Source organism: Candidatus Arcticimaribacter forsetii (genome assembly GCF_910589745.1).
GTDB classification, from domain to species: Bacteria; Bacteroidota; Bacteroidia; order Flavobacteriales; family Flavobacteriaceae; genus Arcticimaribacter; species Arcticimaribacter forsetii.
Genome location: NZ_OU342399.1, coordinates 1914916 through 1938097, shown reverse-complemented (window position 1 = coordinate 1938097; position 23182 = coordinate 1914916). Strand labels below are relative to the sequence as shown.

Annotated in this window: 18 protein-coding genes; 5 read left to right on the top strand and 13 right to left on the bottom strand. The window is 32.0% G+C overall.

Annotated elements, in window-relative coordinates:
• Positions 1-402: 402 nt before the first annotated feature.
• The 9 genes from NG655_RS08910 to NG655_RS08870 form a co-directional block, all read right to left on the bottom strand.
• Positions 403-855 (bottom strand): hypothetical protein, encoded by a 453-nt coding sequence (locus tag NG655_RS08910; RefSeq protein WP_252158963.1) that lies wholly within the window; start codon positions 853-855, stop codon positions 403-405.
• Between the two features lie 355 nt (positions 856-1210).
• Positions 1211-1372, bottom strand: coding sequence for a hypothetical protein (locus tag NG655_RS08905; RefSeq protein WP_252158962.1), 162 nt, complete (start codon positions 1370-1372; stop codon positions 1211-1213).
• A 171-nt stretch (positions 1373-1543) separates the two neighbouring features.
• A complete protein-coding gene (locus tag NG655_RS08900) occupies positions 1544-2026 on the bottom strand; it encodes a hypothetical protein (RefSeq protein WP_252158961.1) in 483 nt (160 codons plus the stop codon).
• Between the two features lie 430 nt (positions 2027-2456).
• Complete coding sequence (locus NG655_RS08895; protein WP_252158960.1) at positions 2457-3440, bottom strand: Stealth CR1 domain-containing protein; 984 nt, start codon at positions 3438-3440, stop codon at positions 2457-2459.
• 129 nt (positions 3441-3569) lie between these two features.
• Positions 3570-5360 carry a glycoside hydrolase family 15 protein gene (locus tag NG655_RS08890; protein WP_252158959.1) on the bottom strand — a complete coding sequence of 597 codons (1791 nt, stop codon included), beginning with the start codon at positions 5358-5360 and terminating at the stop codon, positions 3570-3572.
• Between the two features lie 3 nt (positions 5361-5363).
• The gene (locus NG655_RS08885) at positions 5364-5786 is read right to left on the bottom strand and encodes an adenylyltransferase/cytidyltransferase family protein (protein WP_252158958.1); all 423 of its coding nucleotides are present in this window, start codon (positions 5784-5786) and stop codon (positions 5364-5366) included.
• 11 nt (positions 5787-5797) lie between these two features.
• The gene (locus tag NG655_RS08880) at positions 5798-7999 is read right to left on the bottom strand and encodes a bifunctional alpha,alpha-trehalose-phosphate synthase (UDP-forming)/trehalose-phosphatase (RefSeq protein ID WP_252158957.1); all 2202 of its coding nucleotides are present in this window, start codon (positions 7997-7999) and stop codon (positions 5798-5800) included.
• 376 nt (positions 8000-8375) lie between these two features.
• A complete protein-coding gene (locus tag NG655_RS08875; RefSeq protein WP_252158956.1) occupies positions 8376-9416 on the bottom strand; it encodes a cellulase family glycosylhydrolase in 1041 nt (346 codons plus the stop codon).
• Positions 9417-9421: 5 nt separating this feature from the next.
• The gene (locus NG655_RS08870) at positions 9422-14524 is read right to left on the bottom strand and encodes a T9SS type B sorting domain-containing protein (protein ID WP_252158955.1); all 5103 of its coding nucleotides are present in this window, start codon (positions 14522-14524) and stop codon (positions 9422-9424) included.
• Between the two features lie 258 nt (positions 14525-14782).
• On the opposite strand from NG655_RS08870, the gene NG655_RS08865 reads away from it, so the two are divergent.
• A complete protein-coding gene (locus tag NG655_RS08865) occupies positions 14783-15310 on the top strand; it encodes a hypothetical protein (RefSeq protein ID WP_252158954.1) in 528 nt (175 codons plus the stop codon).
• Between the two features lie 390 nt (positions 15311-15700).
• Here NG655_RS08865 and NG655_RS08860 read toward each other — a convergent pair whose 3' ends face one another.
• From NG655_RS08860 to NG655_RS08850, 3 genes are all read right to left on the bottom strand, one after another.
• Positions 15701-16708 (bottom strand): PorP/SprF family type IX secretion system membrane protein, encoded by a 1008-nt coding sequence (locus tag NG655_RS08860; protein WP_252158953.1) that lies wholly within the window; start codon positions 16706-16708, stop codon positions 15701-15703.
• 214 nt (positions 16709-16922) lie between these two features.
• Complete coding sequence (locus tag NG655_RS08855; protein ID WP_252158952.1) at positions 16923-17879, bottom strand: electron transfer flavoprotein subunit alpha/FixB family protein; 957 nt, start codon at positions 17877-17879, stop codon at positions 16923-16925.
• 21 nt (positions 17880-17900) lie between these two features.
• Positions 17901-18647: an electron transfer flavoprotein subunit beta/FixA family protein gene (locus tag NG655_RS08850; protein ID WP_252158951.1), complete on the bottom strand. Its 747-nt coding sequence runs from the start codon at positions 18645-18647 to the stop codon at positions 17901-17903.
• Between the two features lie 185 nt (positions 18648-18832).
• On the opposite strand from NG655_RS08850, the gene NG655_RS08845 reads away from it, so the two are divergent.
• From NG655_RS08845 to NG655_RS08835, 3 genes are all read left to right on the top strand, one after another.
• Positions 18833-19477: a TetR/AcrR family transcriptional regulator gene (locus tag NG655_RS08845; protein ID WP_252158950.1), complete on the top strand. Its 645-nt coding sequence runs from the start codon at positions 18833-18835 to the stop codon at positions 19475-19477.
• A 42-nt stretch (positions 19478-19519) separates the two neighbouring features.
• Positions 19520-19975 (top strand): MaoC family dehydratase, encoded by a 456-nt coding sequence (locus NG655_RS08840; protein ID WP_252158949.1) that lies wholly within the window; start codon positions 19520-19522, stop codon positions 19973-19975.
• Between the two features lie 234 nt (positions 19976-20209).
• Positions 20210-21532 (top strand): DNA recombination protein RmuC, encoded by a 1323-nt coding sequence (locus tag NG655_RS08835; RefSeq protein WP_252158948.1) that lies wholly within the window; start codon positions 20210-20212, stop codon positions 21530-21532.
• A gap of 266 nt (positions 21533-21798) precedes the next feature.
• Here NG655_RS08835 and NG655_RS08830 read toward each other — a convergent pair whose 3' ends face one another.
• On the bottom strand, positions 21799-22206 hold the full coding sequence (locus NG655_RS08830; RefSeq protein ID WP_252158947.1) for a hypothetical protein: 408 nt from the start codon (positions 22204-22206) through the stop codon (positions 21799-21801).
• A gap of 180 nt (positions 22207-22386) precedes the next feature.
• Between NG655_RS08830 and NG655_RS08825 the strand changes: the two genes are divergently transcribed.
• A complete protein-coding gene (locus NG655_RS08825; protein WP_252158946.1) occupies positions 22387-22992 on the top strand; it encodes a hypothetical protein in 606 nt (201 codons plus the stop codon).
• Positions 22993-23182: the final 190 nt, after the last annotated feature.

Below are 23182 nucleotides of genomic sequence, written 5' to 3'. Positions count from 1 at the left end.
TTCTTTTTTAAAAATTATTTTTGAGTCAAAAAAATTAGAACTCACAGAGTTTTACTTTTCACATTTTTAGAACTCAATGAGTTTTTAATAATTTATAAGTGATTGATTTTTAGATAAATATTAAATGGTTCGATTCCCGTCCAGACCGCAACCACTTCTAAATTTATAACTCCTTGATTTTCAGGGAGTTATTTTTTTAGGTGGTTCGAATCCCTCCCTATTTTTAATAATATTATATAATTATATAGAAATCAGTGGGTTATACTGATTTTTGAAAAGAGAAGTAATTAAAGTGTGTTATAATTTCTTGGTAGTAATATTAATATTACAAATCCATTAAATTTTAGTCTTCAAAACCTTAATTATAATCTATTTGTGTAAAGTGTATAGTTATTCATCAATCTAGTAAGTTTCAAAGTTCCTGTAGAAAAACTCTTGATCAATATAGATGATTAAGGATTGTAGGTTATCAAATTTATTGTTTTTGAAACTAAGTAATTCTCCTTCTGGATCTTTTCCAGATTTAGTAATTTCTAAATCAGAATTCAATTCACAAATGAGGTTATTTAACCAGTCTTTTTCATAATTATTAGTTAGTTTCCAAAAGACAGTAACATTAAATGTTTTCGGATTTTCAATTAATATTAAATCCATTTGGTCTACATAATCATCATGTGTTAATATTACAAGATTACCTTCAAAAATTGACAGATCATAATTAAAGGGTGATTGTCCCTCATAAACCTTATTATCTAATCTAGAATAAGAAATAAACCAATTTGATTCTAGATTTTCTTTAAACTCAATTCCATTATATCCATCATTCTTTAAATTTTCAGAATTAATATGTTTCATAATTTAACTTTTTATAACTATAATTTATCAGACCTCTACATATTGATCTTTTGAACTATCCCACTTCATTGTTATTTCTTTATCCTCCCATTTAAAATGTGTATTGTATTTTGGAGGTTTAGACCAGTTTCTTGTACATCTAATATTAAAAGTTTTATCCTTAACTCTAATTTACAAAATTATAACACAAAGTAACATAAAAACCAACAATTTTATAACACACGTGTTATAAGGGAGGAGGTTAAAACACTGGTCTACAGGTGGTTAAAGTATTGGTTCGAGTCCTAATGTTATGTAGTTATGTATAGATCAGTAGGATATACTGATTTTCGAAAAGAGAAGAAATTAAAGTGTGTTATAAATTAACCTCTTTCTCAATAACATTAAACTCCCAACTAAATTCAATGTTGTTTTCATCATCTCTATACATTACCTCACCAAAATCACTCCCATATAAATCTCCATTTCCATGAAACTCCACATCAATAAAAAAATCATCAGGTTCTTGATTTTCCATTTGCTCTCCATATTGACTTATTATTTGAAATTGAAATGTTTCCTTAAAAAGGTTAGTGATTTGAAATGATAAATCCTCTCCTTCTTTTAAATATCTCCCTTAAATGGAGTTTCTTTAGTTTGATTAAAACAAAATATTTTCATAATTAAAAATGTTCAAAATGAAAAATGATTACCAGTCAAATTTTAGTGTCAACCCCCAGAAATTGTTTGACACAAAGTCAACAACATCAACATCCCAATCATCAGAGTGTGTCAAATTATTATCTATTTGACTCACTATTTCATCCTTTATTAACCTTGTATCAGTGTTTTCGTCAAAAATTATAAAGTTGTTCCAGATTTCTTGTGTCATTTGACTAATTATCCCTCTATCATCTTCAGATATTGATTCAAAAGGTTGGTCAACTTCTTCATCTTCAAATGTTTTCGTTTCCCATTCATCTGGATCATGTTGTGATGTAAAATATCCTACTAATCCTTCTTCTTCATCATCCCAAAAAAATTTACCACAAAACTCCTCAAATACTCCACCACCACCGTAACCTATTGAAGAGATATATGTTATAACACCATGTTTTTTTTTCAAAATAATATTTTGAAGAAGGTTTTTTTCTCCAGTTTCACTAGGGTCAACTCGACTTATATAATACATAATTCAATTGTTTATAATTCAATATAACAAAAATATAACACAGGAAAAATTGTATAACACAGACTACTAAATAATAGAAACATTGTAATCTTAAATTTAAAATTATTTCATTTTTATATGAACCGATTTTTAGTACTCAACTCTGGTAAATATAGTACTCACAGAGAACAAAAATCAACAAATTTAATCCTCAGTGAGGACAGTGATTATTTTTAAAGGTTTGATTATCAGGTAATTATGAATGGGTTCGATGCCCGTCCAGACCGCAAAGTTAACCTTCCATTAGGAGGGTTTTTTGTTTCCTTTTTTTAGTAAATTGAAATTCGACATCCTAATTTAATCCTATTTGAGTACCACAATTAGAGGGTATAGATTAAACTGATTTTTAAACGTACATTTTTTTCACTTCCTTAAGAGCGCACTTTTCCTTTCAATTATAGCGCTTTTCCAGCCATTGTTTTATGTAATTCAATTTCTCTTGTGGGCATTGATTTAAGCTTTGAATGCACAAAAATAGTTTGTTTTTGTCTCTGAGTCCTTTGTTTAACTTGTACTTAATCCAGAAAAGAGGATAGCTATAGTTTTGAAAATAAACCAATTGATAATCTTTTTTTAAGACAAAATGATTGTTTTTAATCTCGATATGACAAGCAAGTGACTGATTCGTGTATTGATCTGGATGTCTAAAACGGTGTTTAATGTTTATCTCTAATAATTCGGGCTGTTTGCTGTGGAATTGCGCAAAGGTTGATTTACGCATAGGAGCAACCGTATGGTCTAGTTTTATATATTTTTTAAATCCTAAAAGCTTGGCTATCTTTTGTTGTCCCCTATTGTGTTTATAAACGTTATCTGCCGCCTTCTTTTTCATTAATTTGTTAAGGAATGCATGTGCTTTTTTATACCAAATATCTTCATGAAAAGAAGTCCAAAACCCCCTCAACACTGGTTTTTGTGATACAAAAAAATCAGAAATCTTTGTTTCTTTTAACAATAGAAAGTCATCATTGAAATATATAAAGTGCTCAGAAAGACCCGGGATTTTATATAATAATGATTCTATAGATAAACTATTAAATGTGGGTAAGTACTGATTGTACCCCTCAAAAATAGTCTTATGATCAACAATGAAAACGTTTGGAAAATCTTTCTTTGCCTGTTTTTCATCCTTTAAAAACAAAGGGGTTTGGTTATCGGTTACGATGAATATGTTTCTAACGAATTTTGCATTTTTTACGATCGACTTTACGACAAATTCGATTTCATTAACTTGTCCATAACGCATTTTTGTTTTTTTACTATTTAGCTCTTTTTTATCACTAATGTAAAGGTTCATTTTAGCCTTGTGTGAAGAGTCGTTTCCATTTACCCATGTAATTACAGCATCTACAACCATTTGTTCTTCGTGCTTCATTACAGGGATTTTTTTATTGCAAGGACATCAATCATTTTGTTCGTTTTATTCAAGAGGTGAAGATGATCTTAAACAAACAAAATTACAATTAATTCTTTTCTTTCGATTCTAGATAAATCTCAAAGTTATTTAACTAACTAATATTTTTGATTTATTTAAATTCATTGCAGTTTCAATTAGAGCTAAATGAGAATAAGCTTGAGGAAAATTACCCAAGAGTTCTTTAGTTTTAAAATCTAGGTCTTCACTGAAAAGACCGAGATGATTGCTGTAAGAGAGTAATTTATCGAACAGTGTTTTCGCTTTCTTTCTTTCTCCAATTTTATTTAAAGCATCAATAAACCAAAATGTACAAACAGTAAACGAGGAGCTTGGTAAGCCAAAATCATCTTCATTTTTATATCGATACAGAAGGCCGTCATTCGACAATTCCTTTTCTATAGCATGAACTGTGCTGATGTACATCGGATCATTTGCTTTAATGAACCCATAAGGCTCCATTAGTAAAATAGAGGCATCTAAATCGGACGAATTATAGGATTGAGTAAAAGATTTTTTTTCGTCATTCCATCCCTTTTGAAGTATGTCTTTTTTAATTTCATCTTTGAGAATAGTCCATTTGGAGACTTTATTATCTTTTTTAAACAACTCAGCAATTTTGATTGCTCTATCAATTGCTACCCAACACAACACTTTTGAAAATGTAAAATGTTGATTTTCAGCACGAAACTCCCATATTCCTTTATCCGCGTACATCCATTGATCGTTTATTACCCAGGCTACATTTTTTGTAATTGACCACAACTGCTCATGGAGGTCTTTATCATCAGAGAACAATTTAATTTCAGTGTAAATAATATCCATAAGAACTCCATAAATATCATTTTGCTTTTGGTTAAAAGCAGCATTTCCAATCCTTACAGGTTTGGAGTTTTTGTAACCGGCAAGATGATCTAGCTTTTTCTCTTTCAATTCCTTTTCACCATTAATGCCATACATTATTTGAAATTCATCTCCTTTGTCAGGTATCAGATCTATTATGAATTCCAAATATTTTTTTATAACATTTTCATGACCCAACTCATGTACAACCCGAATAACCATTGAGGCATCTCTAATCCAGCAAAAGCGATAATCCCAATTTCTAACCTCACCTATTGTCTCTGGAATCGATGTTGTAGCCGCTGCGAGTATTGCTCCAGTTTTTTCATAGGTAAGTAATTTAAGCGTCATAGCGCTTCTTATTATTTCGTCTTCATACTCAGAAAAAGAAGGAGTAATAGAGCACCAGTTTATCCAATAAATGTTGGTTCTATTTAGTTCAGAAATGATTTCGTTAAGAGTTGTAGAATTTATTTTTTCATTATAACAGATTAAAAAGTAACCATCGGAGGTTAATTCAATCTCTAAACCATTGACTACTGAGGAGGTGTCAAAATCAGTGTATAAATACAAACTGTCATAATTTGCCTCCTTAGTAATGCTAACAATAAAATCATCCTTTATTAATGTTTCAGTTTTACAACTAGAATACTCTAGCTTAGGATCGTATTTAATTTTAAATTTTGGCTTTCCTGAAATTAATTTGAAATATCTAATCACCTCGGCAGGAGCATGATAACTGTTATCTTTTTTTAAATATCTAGGCATGAAATCGTGAACTTCAAAAATGTTCTTGCCCTCAGAAAACCTAGTGATTAGAATACAAGTTCTTTGGATGTATTGCTGTTCGATTTTATAATTTTCATCACAGATAATTTCAAAACTACCTCCGTTTTTATCATCTAAAATTTTGGCAAAAACAGAAGGGGAATCAAATTCAGGTAGACAACACCAATTTATCGAACCGGTTTTGGAGATTAAAGCAGAAGAATGACAATTTCCAATTATTCCAAGGTCCAGATTATTTGAATCAAGCATAAATTATTTTTTTATTGAATTAGCAATTAGATTTTTGTATTTAGTTGTACTCCATCCATGATCTCGATTTAAAAAATAGATTTTGGTACCTAAATCATCTCCAGTGAAGGGTTTATTTAAATAATCGTCCCCGAGGAAACGAATATCAAATTTTTCCTTCTTTAAAATATCATAAAGCTCAGACTCGTATGTATAGACAATTATTTCGTCTATATATTCTATAGATAATAACATTTCGGTTCTTTCTTCTAATGACAATATGGGAGGTAGTTTGTGACTTCTTTCTATGGATGGGTCAGTTTGAAGAAGAATACACAGTTTATCACAATTCTCTTTACTCTCCTTAAACATTTTTATATATCCCGGATGAATAACATCAAAGTTACCTGCAATAACACCTCTGCTTATAGTTTTTTCTTTTTCCATTGTTTTTGAGTTTAAATAAAATTCTGGATCATTTCGTGAACCTTTTTAATGTTAGATATATTGTATTTCGCCACAGTATTCTTGGATCCTACCTTAATTGTAAATGCCGTCTCTGGTAATTCCTCAAAGAGATATTCATCTGTTGTGTCATCGCCAATAGCGAAAATAAAATCGTGCTTTTCTTCGACAATTTTAACAGCAGCAAACCCCTTGTTTATTCTACTGTTTTTAACTTCAATTACTTTGTTTCCATTGAGTATTTGTAAGCCGTCTGAAATTAAACTGGACAAAAGAGTGTTCAATTCAACGACTCTTTTTTCGGCTAATTCAGGTGGAGATTTCCTGAAATGCCAGGCTATAGACGCCTCCTTTTTTTCTATAAAAGATCCTGGAGTTCTATCAATAAAGCCTTCTAGTAAAGGGAGTATATGATTCATCCACTCGTTTTTGATTACTCCATTTTTACTCCATTGGGTTTCATTTCTCAATTTATATTTGTACCCGTGTTCAGCTATTAAACTAATATTATGATTTTTAAAATGCTTATCTAGGAAGGCTTCGTCTCTGCCACTATTAATTACAAGATGAGTATTTGGCATCTTAGATATGATTTCTAAATTTTTCAAGATTTCTTTACCGGGTATAGCCAATTCCGGATTGGTATTAAAGTCTACTAAGGTCCCGTCATAATCGAAGAAAAGTAGCCTATTATTAGCATTCTTGAAGCTTGAAATGATTTTTTTATTCTCTTTAGCCCCAATAATAGTTGACTTAACTGAGTCTATTTGATTTTCTGTTTTTATAAGACTACTCATAAAATCATTTGCCCATTTGTGAACATTATATCTTTTCAATCTTTTTTGAAGCGTATTATTCCTCTTAATTTGTTCTTCATCTGGCATTTCAACTGCCTTTTTAATTGAATCAGCCAATGCATTTAAATCACTTGGATTTACTAATATAGCTTCATTCATTTCTTGAGATGCTCCTGCCATTTCAGACAATATTAAAACTCCTTTTTTAGAAGTGCGGGTTGAAACATATTCTTTAGCAACCAAATTCATTCCATCCCTAACTGGAGTTATCATTGCAATATCCGAAGAAGTGTACAGGTCAATTAGATTGTCAAATGACATCGATCTGTAAAAATACCATATTGGAGTCCAATTAACCGTTGAGAACTTCCCATTTACTCTCCCTACTATCTCATCTGTCTGTCTTTTGAGTTTTTTATATTGAGGTACGTCCGATCTAGAGGGAACGGCAAGCATTACTAATCGAACTTTTTCTTTATACTGAGGGTAGGTTTCCAGGAACACCTCAAAAGCTTTGATTCTGTTTACAATCCCTTTCGTATAGTCTAACCTATCAATAGATAAAATCAGCTTGTTGGAGGGAGAAGAATCAATATGAAGATTTAGTTGTTTTTGAAGATCAGTTATTTGATTAACTTTTAATTCATCGTGTACAAGGGCAGCATTCCAAAATTTATCATAATCAATACCCATAGGGAAAGTATCAACCGTAATACACCTATCGTTTTGTTCTATTTGATTAAAATTTACATTTAAACGAAGTAATCTTTTTACCGAACTCATAAAGTGCCTTTCATAATCATAGGTATGAAAACCTATTAAATCTGAACCTAAAACTCCATTCAATAGTTCTTCTCTCCAAGGAAAAATTCTAAAAATTTCAAAAGAAGGGAAAGGAATATGTAGAAAAAACCCAATTGTTACATTGGGATTCATTTTTCTAATCATAGCAGGTAATAACATCAATTGGTAGTCATGAACCCAAACCCTATCCCCGTCCGAAAGGTTAGCAATAACTATATCGGCAAACTTTTGATTTACTTTTTTATAAGATTCCCATTGTGTATTGTCAAACGAACTGAATTCAGTGAAATAATGGAAAAGAGGCCACAGAGCTTTATTAGATAATCCATAATAAAAGTCATCAACCTCATTTTTGTTTAAACTAACAGAGGCACAATTTTCATTTTCTAGCTCGGTTTTAATTTTCTCTTTTAGATTTAAGTCTAACTTTTCATCTTCAATGCCAGACCACCCAATCCATAAGGAACCACCTTGATTGTGAACGGAACTCATTCCGGTTGCAAGCCCACCCGAACTTGGACTAACAGATAAGTTATCATTGTCAATCGTGATATTTAGAGGGAGTCTATTTGAAACAATAATAAGTTTACTCATCTTAAAAAGAATTTTTTGATTAAATCAAATTTAAGGTTTTAATTGGGTAACTAATTTTACCTAAATGGAAATAGAAACAAAATCAATAAATCCATAATAAAAGATGTCATTATAAATAAAATCCTAAAGTTTATGTCTCATATTTTATTGATGTGACAATCTATATTAAAAATGGCTGAGTAATTTATTTTTTTATTTGAAAAAACTAACCTATACATAAACAATGCGTTTTTATTGTTGATTTGTGTTTTTTAGAATTCATATTTAGGTACACAATGATTGTATACTTTTATGATTTAGGATGGCAGTATTTAGTTAAATTATCCTTTTCGCTTAATAAATAAACTAAGTCTATTCTTTTGATTTTGGCCCATAATTATTGATTCAAAAATACACGATAGGTATCTCCCCAAAAATTATTTTGTTCTGTTGCATTAGGTAAACCATCATCTGTTAAAAGAGCATTGTTGTCTTCTGTGTTTTGATTCCATAGCCAAGCTAAAACAGATATGTTTGTTTGGTTTGCACTATTAAGTAAATGTTGGACTGGCATAATTCCCCCAACATTTTGAACACCAATTTCTCCAAAAATAAAAGCGATTTTTTGATTTTTAAGTCGGCTGATTCTTGTAGTGATATCGGTCTGAGTTGTTTCTAAAAGCCATTTTTCATAAGCATGTAAATCAAATAAAATATTATAATTATATTCAATTAATTCAGATCCCTTTTCAAGAATCGCGAGCTCTGATTGACCTTGTTCGTTGCCAGGAACAACTATTATGCTTTCAAATCCAGGCACTGCCCTTAGGTTTGACACCATTTCCTGCATATCAGATAACCAAAGGTCATGTGTGTATTGTTCGTTATTCCAACTGTAAGGCTCATTCCAAACCTCGATCCAAACATCAGGTTGGTCCTTAAAATGAGCGGCTATTTGTTTCATTTTTATTTTATAATCAACAAAAAAATCTTGTTCACTCGGATTTAAGCCTGTGAGTAAGGTTCTTTCTCCAGATTGGTTTACCCATCCAAAAGGACAAAGGATTGTAATTTTATTATTTGCTCGATTTTGATCTACAATTGTCTGAAGCGGATGATACCATACTTCATCACTTGCAAGAATCGCATTTCCTGATATTGGTTGCTCTCTAAGGTTTCCAATAAATTCACGGATAATTTGAATATTCCACTCGTTCATTAACTCAGGGTTGCCCAATCCATAAGTTTGAAGTGTATTTACTCCTTTAAATGACACAACCACACCATTCTTTGTAATTGTTTCATTTATAATTTTGAAAGGAGTATTGAGGGTTTCAATTTCTGTAGCTTGACTTTGAGGTTCGGAGGAACAAGAGATACAGAAACATAGAATTCCTGATAGAATGATTTTTTGGATTATTTTGAGCTTTATTTTCATATTAATCATCTCAACAAACTAAAATGCCCTTGAACTCTTCTTCCTTCTTCTGAGGTATATAAAAACCAATAGTCGTCTTGTGGCATTTGCTTATCATTGTACATTCCATCCCATCCAGGTTCTAATGGATTCAAGCTTTTAAGAAGTTTTCCGTTCCGATCAAAGATTTGAATTGTACTACCTGCCTGAAAAAACTGAGTAATTCCCTCGATAAACCACACGTCGTTAATTCCATCTCCATTTGGACTGAAAAACTTTTTGTAATTCAAAGCTACACTTTCGAAAGCTGTAATTCCACATCCGTTTCGATCTTTTATATACAAAGTAAATGGTCCACTTTCAACTTCATTAAAAATAGGTTCTTCCTGATAAGGCCCAGTTTCTGAATTTAATGAGAACTCAAAATCTCCATTTCCTAAGCCCTCCATTATTATTTCGATAGAGGTTGCATCTTCTCGATTTAAGTCTTTTATAATAATATTCTCGTTTAGAATTTCTGCCGCCATAGAGTCAGTTACTTCAATTCTTGTTGTTAATGTACAGTTAGTTCCATCGAGCGTAGTTGCAGTAAATTCATAAGTTCCAGCAGCATCTGGATAAATAGTAGCAGTAGTATCGGGTAAATAAATTCGTTCCCCAGTGATGCTTATAAAAACCCAATCAAAAGAATATTGATCCGAACCAGACTCTAAAAAGCCAATAGGCTCTGGATTTAGATTTGTACACCGAATTATCTCTTGATTTGTGTTTACAACCGGAATACTGTTTACTACAAAACTTAATAAACTAGATGCGGAACATTCAGAATGTAATGCTCTTGTAAGTGTAACAGTAACTTGTTGAGTGGGGGAGAAAAAAGGATTAGGGAGCTGATTTACTATTTGGGTAATTCCGGATAAATCTATGTACTCAAATTGAATTAATGTGTTGCTTGTGTTTTGATTTGGCTGACTACCATATAAAAGATCATTGATTATATTTCCTGTATCAAAAGCACTGATGCCATCTTCAATGTCAACACCGTTATCGCACTGTTCTGGCATAATTAGACTATTAATTTCAGGAATTGAATCAACTTTAAAAGAAATAAAGACAGCGTCTATACAATTACCGTCAGGATTAACAACATCCTCTAAGGGAGATACTTTTTCAAGTTCTATCCGAATAGTTTGGGAGGCAGTTAAAAAAGGATTGGGTAAAATAGTACCAATTTCAATTCCAGAAGAATCAAAATATTGAGTCAATATATCGGTCTGTCCACCAAGTAATTCATTCTGAATGTTTGAAGTTTCAAATGGGAAAAGACCGTCAAATGCATCTTCGTCTAGAGGGCTGTTTCCATCACAAGCTCTGGATACGATTACTTCATTAGAAATAGGTTTGGGCTCCACATATAGAGTTGCAATTTGCTTTAAACCAACACAACTAACTTCATCCAAGTCGACATTTTCAATGTTGGCCCAAATTTTTTGCGTTCCACTAGTTTGAGTAGTATATGAATCGTTTGTATCTATAGGGTTTCTTTTAATTAATGCATCATCTAAACTGGAGTATAAGTTAATCGATAATGATTGTGAGCTATATTTAATATCAGATTCAATTAGGGTGGTTTTTATTTCAGAAATTATTTGACTTCCAAAAGTTTGTAATCCATCCTGATCGTTAGCTGGATCGTCTTCACAAAGTGCATAATACAACATGAAATCAGGATCAATGGTGCTTGCACCAATTCGAATGTCTAATGTTGCTGAAGCGACACAACCATAGGGTGAAGTTATTTTCACGAATACCTGTTGCTGGAAAGCTTCGTTTTGGAATCGTGTTGGACTGCTTATTTTAGAGTTTAAACTGAAATCACTTGAAGTAAAAAACTCGAAGGTCTCTGATGCTGGTGTAGTGGATAGATAGCCTGTATATTCTTCTAGATTAAAAAGTGATCGCCCATCGTTTTCTTCATCTTCATCACATTGCTTGATGTAAAAAATTGGATGAACAATATCAGGAAGAGGAGCTATGAAAACAGAGGTCATTGTTCTTTCATAGCTTGAACAATTATTAGAGTCTAGAAACTGAGCAAAATATTCTTGACCATCAATCAGAATCGTTGAAGTTGCTAAGGGAGATCCTCCTTCAGAAGTTAGATACCATTCTGTTCTGTCAAAAGTACCCGTACTAACTACACTTAAGTCATTGATTTTAGCTGGATTTATAGCGTCAAAACAAAATACTTGTTCTTGTTCAAGAATAGGAGGTGGAACTACTGGCTGAACAGTTAGTAAAACCTCATTAGAATTTATAGGACAAGCATAATCATCTGAAAAGACTTGAACGCGATAGGTTCCTGAATGAAATTCTTGAGAATTTAAAAGAGTTAATGTTGTTTGATTACTTCCAGAAAAATATTCATCATCGATTACATCCTCCCAAATTGTACTTGTAACATTGTATTGCCACTGATAATATGTAGTTCCAGTATGGCTTGCTACTACTGAAAAAGAAGAGGTAAAACCACCACAACGAACAACAGACTCTGGTTGTGAAATTATTTGAGGAGCAGTATTGAATACTTGAAATTGAAAATCATCTTCTACATTTCTAGTCGGTATTAATGAGTATTCATGATCTATAAAGCGCCCACGATTATCAATCGTACCCAAATCATAACTAACTGAACCTGTTCCCATAACACCGTTATAATCAGGATCACTGGTGCCGAAACCTGCTTCGAATAAATCATAACATCCATCTGCATCACTATCTGAGTCAAATAGGTCCATTAATCCGTCTTCATCTGTATCAAGATAGCGGTCGATCAATTCAATTCTGCCAAAATAGAGACTAGCAACATTTGGATTTTTCTGAATTTGCTTTAAAATAATACCCGCAGTATTTTTAGAAAAAAATTCAAAAGGAGTCGCGTCTATAAAATTTGGGTTGAACTTAAATCGAACCTCTGCGCCAGTAAATACAGTTACGCCAGTTTCAAATATTCCATCAAAATTTGAGTCAACTAAAAGACGGTCACCCGGATCCCATAAGCTTATGTTTATTTCTGCTGAAGAGGTACTCCAAATGAAGGTATCCTCTGAATTTGCAGTTCTAGTTTTTGTTTGGTCTTCGGATATTTTAAGTGAAACATTTTCAGAAAAGTTAAGTGCATAACTTAAGCTAGAATTAAGAGAAGGAGCCAATTCTGATTCAAAATACCCCGTCGCAGTTCCTAAAAAGATATTTTCAGAACTTTCTGTTTTTGAGAGTAATGCATTCAAAGTAAGTTCTGTTTGAGTGGAAGGATTTAATGGGTCAGATAAGTTAATTACCTCATCTCCATTAGATTCTACAGAATCTAAAATACCGTCATTGTCATTGTCCAAATCAAAATTATCAATGATTCCATCTTCATCAAAATCCGGAGGGCAAATACTAATAGGAATTAGCTTTGACATATAACTTGTCCCAGAGCAATTTATTACTCCAATCACTAAATAATTCCCAGGCTCTGTAGGGTGAAAAGTTGATGATTCTCCATTATTTACAGGGATATTTTCATTGTTCAAGGGATTTTTTTTATACCATTGGAGTGAATCAAAATTGCCTTCATTGCTAACACTTAAAACAACATTAGAAACCCCCGCTGCAGAAATACAAGTTCCTAATGTAGTGGCTGTAAAATCAATGTCTAATTCTGGAGCAGAGGGGAAGCCAGAGTAAAAACTTCCAGAACTTGCTGAACCATTAAAATTAAAATAAGCCGCATACAGTTCATCAGAACTACTAACTCCAATATTACCGTTTAAACCTCTTATTTTATAGGTTACATAATCCGATCTTCCTGTAACATCTGAAGGTCCAACAACGAGAACTGAATTTAAGTTTTCTATTAGGGTGTTGTTGATTTTTACAATTGAATTTCTTTTGGTAACAATTGTAATTCCTCCGGAATAAGTTATGGATCCAATTTGTTCAATTAAAGCAATGTTATCAATATTCCCTCTATTTTCACAGCTCAATGGAGGTACAAAAAACATCCCTTGGTTCGCTTCCGAGGTACCTCCGATGCCTTGGTAGGCAAATACATTTTTAGAGGCTCTAACGTATAAGTTACTGCCTTCATATGCATCACCTTCAATTACGATATGTTCTCCAGCTGCAATAGGGTCAACGTTTATGGGGCTACTACTTCCATTTATCCATACATAAGTATCATCTTGATTTGCAACAAGGAGTATATTTTCATAAGAATCTTGACCATCACCTCGAACGAAAATATATTCGTCTCCAATTTTATCAGCCCCAACGATTTGGTCAAAACCATAGTCTCTTGCTCCTCCATTACCAAAACTACCATTAGCAGAGCCACAATTAACAACTACAGGTTTGTTAGAACTGACCAGAGTTCCAATTAATCCATCTCTATTTTGATTGATAATTGTTCCGTTATTGTCAGTTACTTTAGCTGCGACTACATAGCTATCACCTTTGTTTAGTAGGATGTTTTCCACTGGAAATTGATTGTTTCCAAAGTTTTGAATTACAAGACCGGAAGTAATGTTATTAGAGAGGTTTATACGCGTATTATCTTCGGTAGCCATAACTGAGAAAAAGTTAAGATAATTAGTTTGTGGGGTACCTTGGTTGTTATAGGTTCCAATTCTAAATTCAGTTCCTAGTGCATTTTCTCCCTTGCTGACAAGAGCTCCTGCTTGAGCATAATTTCCTGCATTCATTCGAACAGATACATAAATCGGAGCATCGGCTTCTACTGTATATCCTTTATTTGAGAAAACCTGGCTGGTTGTTACTGGATCTACTACCAATTGAGAAAATCCTCCATTTGAAATGGTGTATATATAGGGCGAATCTCTGGATACTTGCCCTTCTATATGATCTGAATCTTCAGACCCAGAGGGTATAATTGTAAATGAAATTAATTCTTCGCTTGGTGTAGATATATAAAAATACTGATCAATTGGGTCAGCATTCCCTTGATCTGAACTTGTAAGTGGAGGGATATAATGGACTTTACTTAGTTGTGCATGTCCATGAAAAGAAATAATAAGCAAGCTATAAAAAACTACTTGCTTAATTATTAATTTTATTTTGGGCATAAAGTTTTAACTAGTTATCTGAGTTTAATATAGATTTTAACCTTTAAATTTAATCCTCTTAAAGTAAATATAACAAATAATTAAACTACAAGTTCGGATCAGATAAGTCTTTTAGCGGTAGTGAAGATTTTTAAAATTTAACAATAAAAATGTGACTATATTTTTGTGGGCTTAAATTGAAATTCTTTTTTTTTGAGTTTAAACCTGTTCTTATCACTAAGAAAACAAAATTTAGTTTTAATTTACATAAAAAATTTCATGAAACATTTGATTCTCGCCATGCTATTACTTGTTCCTATATTAAGTTCAGGACAGAGTAGACAAGAAAAAAGATTAGCTAAACGAATTGAAAAAATGAGTACTCCAAAATGGCTTAAAATATCAGGCAATAAGGCATCTTTTGTTGATAATAAAAACAGTTACATAGCTTCCAATTCATTTGACGACCGCATGCAAAATAATGGGCGAATGAATAATAATGGCCGAAAAAACTTAGTCTATGACAATGTTGGCGTTAACAGAAATTCTAGTTTAGATTACAGTAGGATTGAATCAAGATTAATTCAAATTTCACTTTTTTTACCAGAAATAAAAGAAGTAGAAGTGCAGATTGAGATTAATTGCGATGGGACTTACAAAGATGTTCAATATTTAGTGATTGCTAATGAAGACTTAAAAGCTTTGAGAAGGATGAATACCCGAGAAGATTTTCTGAGAGATACGAGAGTAACTGATCCGACTGTTTTTAGAAAAATTGAAATGATACACGCAACTCTATGTAGTTAATGAAATTTTTAAATCCATACATTTCTTTCATTTTGTTGGTGTGCTTTAGTTTATTATTTAGCGCAAGCCTTTGGGAGTTATTGAATGGAAAGAAGGTCGATGGATTCATTCCTTATATTCTAATTCTATCGGGTTTGGCATCGATTACATTTCTTTATTTTCTGAGAAAAACTTACAAAAGAATTGATCGATTAATTTTTGTAAGATGGGGTCTTGGCTTTATTTTTTTATTTCTTTTTAATGTTCTGATTGAGTCACTCATACTTCCTTTTCTAGAGCTTGATCATACGTCAAAAAACGATCTTTACTTTCAGGTCTGGTGGGTTTTTGTTTTAATGTGGTTCTTTTTTGGATGGATAATTCTCAAAAGAATTAACCTCAAATAGTTCCTTAAAAAGAAATTCCTACCGTGAAATAATGAAGTCCTGAAGCTCCTAAGTTCAGTGTTCCTAAGTTTGAAGTGTAATGATATGAAAAAAGATATCTGTTGTAATTTAACCCAAAAACAGGAGTAAAGTGACTGTAGAATTGATTTGGAGTAGGTGGAATTGAGTTGGTTTCAATTTCGATAAAATTTCTTCTGTAAGAGCCTCCAACCCATAAGCGTCCCTTGTTGATTATTCGATATAATTTAAGGTTTAAATCTAGGCTACTTTCGTTTGTTTTTTCTAAGTGTTGAATTAGAATTGAGGGTTCTATGTTCCACCCATTATCAAAATAGATTTCATATTGAAGAGATGCTAAATAATGTTTGAACCTAGTAGATTCGAAAGAAACAATATCTTCTTCTATGGAGGATTTGGTGTTGTTTAAAGTTATGTTTTTGATTGTCAATTGTCCTGATAAATGAGTAGAAACATAAGCAATTCCAGCATCTATAGTAGTATATCCAATTCCACTTGAATTATTATTTAATAATGGATCTGAAATTCTTGGATCATAACTAGACTGGTCTAAATCATATTTAATAGAACCAACACTCAGGCCAAATGACAGTTCTTTTATGTTATCGTTTTTTGTTGGAAATGATCTTTTTGTTTTCCAAACCTCTTCATTAAAATAAATCCTATATCCAAAGGTTGCATAAGTTGAATTTTTGGAGTGATAACCATTATGATCTTTAATGAACTGCATTCCAATTATAACATTTCGAGTCGCTTTATATTCTAGGGTTAACAAATCGGTACCGGGTGCTTCAGGAATGTTAAACCACTGCTGTCTACTTCCGAGGTTTAATCTAAAGTTAATTAGGTTAGTACCTACCATTGCGGGGTGAATTACGTATAGATTTTCTGAAAGATATTCATTGAATAATGGTACAAAGCCCTGCGCATTTCCTTTCTGGAAATAACCAAGTAAAAGTATGAATACAATTAGTTTGCTTGATTTAAAACCCATCACTGAGATTTTCATAATTCAATGCCGCTATTTCTGAAGCAATCATAAAATAGTTAGTTTTTTAAAGCAGTCAATCATCGGGAGTAGTTTGTGATTTCGCATGTCCTTCCATCAAAAATAAGGATTTTATCATGGATAAAATTAGTTATACTTTCTTTGTGTAAAAAAAAATAGGCACATCAAATGCGCCTATTTTTTTTGTATGTAATAATTTTTAGGCTGCTTTAAAAGCTTTCAGTTTTTCAATTAATTTAGGAAGAACTTCAAATGCATCTCCAACAATACCATAATCAGCGGCCTTAAAGAAAGGAGCTTCTGGGTCAATATTAATAACAACCTTAACCTTTGAAGAGTTAATTCCTGCTAAATGTTGAATTGCTCCAGAAACACCAACTGCAATATAAAGGTTAGAAGCTACAGGCTTTCCTGTCTGACCTACGTGTTCGCCGTGAGGTCTCCAGCCCATATCAGAAACCGGTTTAGAACAAGCTGTTGCTGCACCGAGAACATCCGCTAAATCTTCAATTAAGTGCCAGTTTTCAGGGCCTTTTAACCCTCGACCACCTGATACTACTACATCTGCATCAGCAATTGTAATGGTACCCGTTACCTTTTCGAGAGATGAAACTGTCATTGAACTCGTAGCTTCTTCAGCAGAAATAGTACTTTGTTCAGGTGAACTTTGTGTTTCAATAATTCCAAAAGCGTTACTCGACAATCCAATGATATTGATGGGTTGGTTTGACGTAACCGTACTAAATGCTTTACTTGTGTAACAGCTTCTTTTGAGGGTTAAAGGTTCCGTGCTCGAAGGAAGTTCAACCACATTAGAAGTGTAAGCTGCAGATAATTTAACTGCTAATAAAGGAGCTAAATATTTACTATCTGCACTTGAACTTAAAACTATAAGGTTAGCTTGTTTTTCAGAAGCAACCTGAGCAATTGCTGCAGCAAATTTCTTAGCAGAAAAACTTTCTGTAAAACTACCAGTTACATTTACTACCTGGTCAACCCCGTATGCGCCAAGAGCACTTCCGTCTTCTTGATTAAAAGAAACAGCAATTAGTTTCTGACCGGTTTGGTCAGCTAATGCTTTTCCGTAGGATGCAACTTCAAATGCAGCTTTTTTAAAATTTCCATTTTCAGCTTCTGTGTATACTAATACTGCCATAATTTATTTTTAAAATTGGGGTTATATAACTTTTGCTTCGTTATGAAGTAAATCTATTAATGAGTCTATGTCTTCCGCGTCTACTAATTTAACAGCCCCTTTAGGTGCTGGCTTTTCAAACGAGGTAACCTTAGAAGATGCAACTGCATCTGTAGAGGCTATCACTTCTAGTGGCTTTTTTCGAGCCTGCATAATTCCTCTCATATTTGGAATAATCAAATCAGATTCTTCTACAAGACCTTTTTGAGCTCCTATAACTAAAGGTAAACCGCTAGTTACAATTTCTTTACCTCCGTCGATTTCTCTTGCAGCAGTTGCTTGATTATTTTCTACTTCGAGAGAAATGCAGTTAGTGATGTATTCATAATCCAGCATTCCAGCTACTAGACCTGGTACCATTGCACCATTATGATCTATAGATTCTCTTCCTGCTATAATTAAATCGAAAGATTCTTTTTCACATACACTAGCTATTTGCTTGGCTACAAAAAAACCGTCAGAAGGAACTGCATCCACTCGAATTGCTTTATCTGCTCCAATCGCTAGACATTTTCTTAAAATCGGTTCGCAACTTACGTCTCCAACCGTTAATACAGTAACTTCGGCTTGTTGCTTTTGCTGAAGCCAAATAGCTCTAGTTAATCCAAACTCATCATTTGGATTGATTATGAATTGAACACCTTGTGTGTCAAACTTTGTGTCAGATTCGACAAAGTTAATTTTTGACGTAGTGTCTGGAACATTGCTGATGCAAACTAATATTTTCATATATTTCCTTTAAGAAGTTTAAATTCGATTTTATTTAGTGTATTTATTTACACTATAATTGAATTCTGACATTATTTATTACAAAAGTGATGAAAATTTTATTAAATTTCAATTTAATTTAAATAATTTTCAATCTTTAAAATAATGATTGAAAGTTAGATCAAATGACCTGTAAAGGTATCTTTATGAGTAATGTAAATGTAAAAAGAAAAAGAGGGAGGCCTGTTTCTTCAGAGAAATTGGATATTAATGTTTTATTAGAGGCTGCATTAGAAGTTTTTTCTGAGTTTGGTTATGAAGGAGCTCAATTAAAAGAAGTCGCTTCCAAAGTTGGCGTTACGACTCCGTTAATAAGTTATCATTTCGAGAATAAAGAGGATTTATGGAAGCAATCTATAATTCATTTATCTTCTAAAATAATGCAGCGTTATGAGGAGGTTAGAGCCTCTAATAACCACTTAAATGGAATCTCATTATTAAAAGCATTTACAAAACATTACCTATATTTAATGGCAGAGTTCCCTTCGATGTACAAAATTTTGCTTCAAGAAATGGGAAGAAAATCCTGGCGTTATGATTTTGTGAGTCAAAATTTATTGATGCCTGTAGTTTGGTTTAGCCACAAACCCATTACTGAAAGTGAAAACCTAGAAGAGTTCAAAGCTATCCCCGCAGCAAACTTTGTAAGTATAATGTTTGGAGCAACAAGTAGTTTTTTTGTTTTAGCTCAAACTTTAGAGGCAGAGTACGGTATTTCTCCTTTTACGAAAGAAAACATAGAAATGCATGCAAATATTATGAATGACCTTATCTTTAAGCAATTCGAATAACTTAATTAATTTTCAAAAAAAGATTCTTATAACATTTCCCAAATGATATTAAAAGATTTCAAAGAATTCAAAGACCTACAAGGCAAAACGCTCAAGCCCTCGGAGTGGCTTCAAATTGAGCAAGAAATGATAGACCATTTTGCAGCCGCCACCAAAGATTATCAATGGATTCATGTAGATCAGCAAAGAGCCGAAAAAGAATCTCCTTATAAATCTACAATCGCACATGGATTTATGTCCATTTCATTAATTCCCAAATTCTTGACAGAAGTATTAGATGTTTCTTCACTTAAAATGGCGTATAATTATGGGCTTGAAGAAGTTCGTTTCCCTTACCCTGTTGTAGAAGGTTCTTTGTTAAGAGGAATAATACACGTAGAAAGTATTGAAGAGCAAAAGTTTAAAAGTTTAAAGGTGATTTGGAAAATTAAAGTAGAAATTAAAGGAGTCCGAAAACCAGCTTGTGTGGCTAAAATGATTACAATAGTTTACGAATAATGTTATTAGATAGCTACTTTCACCAAATTTTGTATCTTTGAGCATAAATTTTACTCTACTTCAGAGAAAAGAAGTTGTGTTGCTTGCATGAAAATGCAAGAGGTTTGTAGAAAACCAGTGAGAAGCTTTCCAATGTATTGGAGGGCTTTTTTTATTTTTGATAGACGTTAACAACTAGTATTCTTAATTATTTTTGGTGACAGAATAAATTACTAATTTTCAATAAAAATTTTCATGCTTATATTGAACACTGTTTTGGCCTTAATTTCACTCGGTGGAGTTATCTATTTGATTGTAAGTAAAAGTAATGGAAAAAATTCAAATTTTCTAAATGAGAAAGTTACGGAAAGCATCCGAGGGGAATTTTCTTTAAATCGGGAAGAATTTTCCAAAAGTTTAAAAGATAATCGACAAGAATTAACTTTAGGTTTAGAGCGGTTAACCGAAAAAATGGAACAGAAATTAGTTTCAATTATTGAAACTCTAAAAGTTACAGAAAAAGAAAGCCGTGTAGAGTTGAAGTTAAATCTTAAAGAATTTCAAGATTCTTTTTCTAAGAATGTGAAAGAATTTAACGAATTGCAAAGATTGAAATTCGACCAAATGAACCTACGTCAAGAGGAGTTGGTTAAAATGACAGAGAGTAGGTTGGAGAAGATGAGAGAAACAGTAGATGAAAAGTTACATAAAACTTTAGAAGAACGTCTTGGTAAATCTTTTGAGATCGTTACAAACCAATTGTTGGAAGTTCAAAAAGGTTTGGGAGAAATGCAAAATTTAGCATCTGGAGTAGGAGATCTTAAAAAGGTACTTAGCAATGTAAAAACTAGAGGTATTCTAGGAGAAATTCAACTAGGGAATATTTTAGAACAGATTTTGTCTCCAGAGCAATACGATTCTAATGTTAAAACAAAAAAAGGATCAGATGCTCATGTCGAATTCGCAATTAAGCTTCCTGGAAAAGGAGCTAATGATTCGTCAGTTTATCTGCCCATTGACGCAAAATTCCCGCAGGAAGATTATGCACGACTTCAAACGGCATATGATATTGGAGATACTGTTGCGATTGAAGCTTCTGTAAAATCTTTGGTACAATCGGTTAAACGCTTTGCCAAAGAAATTTCATCTAAATATATAGATCCACCACACACAACCGATTTTGGAATTATGTTTCTTCCAATAGAAGGTCTTTTTGCAGAGGTTGTGCGTCAGCCTAATTTAATCACGGAATTACAACGAGACTATAAAATTGTCATTACTGGACCTACAACTTTAGCGGCTATGCTTAATAGTCTGCAAATGGGTTTCAAAACTTTAGCGATTCAGAAGCGAAGTAGTGAAGTTTGGAACGTACTCTCCTCTATTAAAAAGGAATTTACCACTTTCGGTGGAGTTTTAGAAAAAGCCCAGAAAAAATTGAACGAAGCAAATAAAGAGATTGAAACTTTGGTAACAACTCGTTCAAGAATGATGCTTTCTAAGTTAAGGAATGTTGAACAACTTGAAGGAGATTTTAAGGAAGAACAACCTAATAATATAATTGATTTTAAGGACTAGGATTTTGTTAAATCACGAAGAGTTGTTTTTTATTATCTTAGGATTAATAAAGTAGACAAGAATTCTTTTGTTTAACTCTAGTTTTTCTTTGTGGATTAATGTGTGACTAGTTTTTGTTTTAAAGAGTTGATTGAAATTGTCAATGCATTTATTTTTTGTCGATTAATATAAATGGAATTTTTTCCTTCAGCGAAAAAAAACTTCATTCAATTCATTGTTCCCAACCCTTAATTTACTTAGTAATAGATTTATAATTTTGATTAAAGTTATTCAAGTATATCAAATAACTCATGAATAAAATGAAACCCAACATTACTAAATGGTTCAATTAAATCCATATTCTTGTAGTTAATTATATCCCACTCATTTATTTTCTCATCATAGAATATTAGATTTTTGTTGTTTCTATAATAACCATATCCTCCGGTTCTAAATAAAGTGTCACGATAGACGAAATCTAATGATAGATTGTGAATTTTGTCATCATATGAATTATCAATTCTGACAATTGAATCATTTCTCCTTTCATATACGATCCCGCTCGATTTATTTAGAAAGATTGTTTTGCTTTTGATTTGAAATTTTTCAGTAATAAACCCACTTTCATATTTTAATGATAGATTATGTACCGTCCCGGTAGAGTCAATTTGAACAATTTTATTACCAACAATCATTATTTTTTTTGAGGAATAAATAATGTGAGTAATAAAATAAGTGTTGATGATAATATCGTATGCATATACAATATTACTATTTTGATTTTAAAACACTTTTATTTAAATTATTATTACAAAAAATAATAAGAAAAGTTACCTAATAAATATTATATTTTTCTTATATTAATAAAAATTATCATGAAATCAATAGAAAACAATTTACCGTCATTAGAGGGGTATGTTAAAGATCTTAACAATGTCATTACATGTAAAAATATTAGTGAGTTAACTAACTTATTAAGTAATAGTGCAACATATTTTGTAGGGGGAGAAGATTTTGATCTAGTTGAAGTAAAGACATCTCTTAAAAATAAAGGACTAAAGACTAACAAGGATATGATAATAAATTATATATGTTATAACAATCTATCCTATAATTTAAAATATGTAATTGAAGAGGATATAAATGTTTTTAATACTTTACATAAACAAGATGAAATAAATAACTTTCGAAATGCCGTAGATAGAAATAATATATCTCTATACATATCAATGTGTCTTGAAAATATTTTGATTATTTGTGATATAATTGAAACAATATGGGATAAAAATACTATCAATGAAATTTCCAATATTAACGATTTAGTGTCAAAAGGAAGTAAATCGGTGAGTTGGATGAAGAATAGTGATAGTTTGATGAGATTCTATAATAATGGTAGTGAAAAAACTTGGAGATATAGATTCATTCAAGAACTTGGAATTCAATTAGAAAAACAAATTTCACTCATCAAAGGAATTATTTAAAAATAATACAATACATTTTATTTACTTTTTTAGAAAAATCATCTCTCAAAAATGTGGAGGTCAATATTTAATTTTTTATGAGATAAATAGTTATATATTATTTTCAATAAATCAAGAGTTCAAGAGACCATTTAAGATTAAGAAGGAATTAATTATCATTAAAAAGAGTGATCTTCACAAAACAGAGATA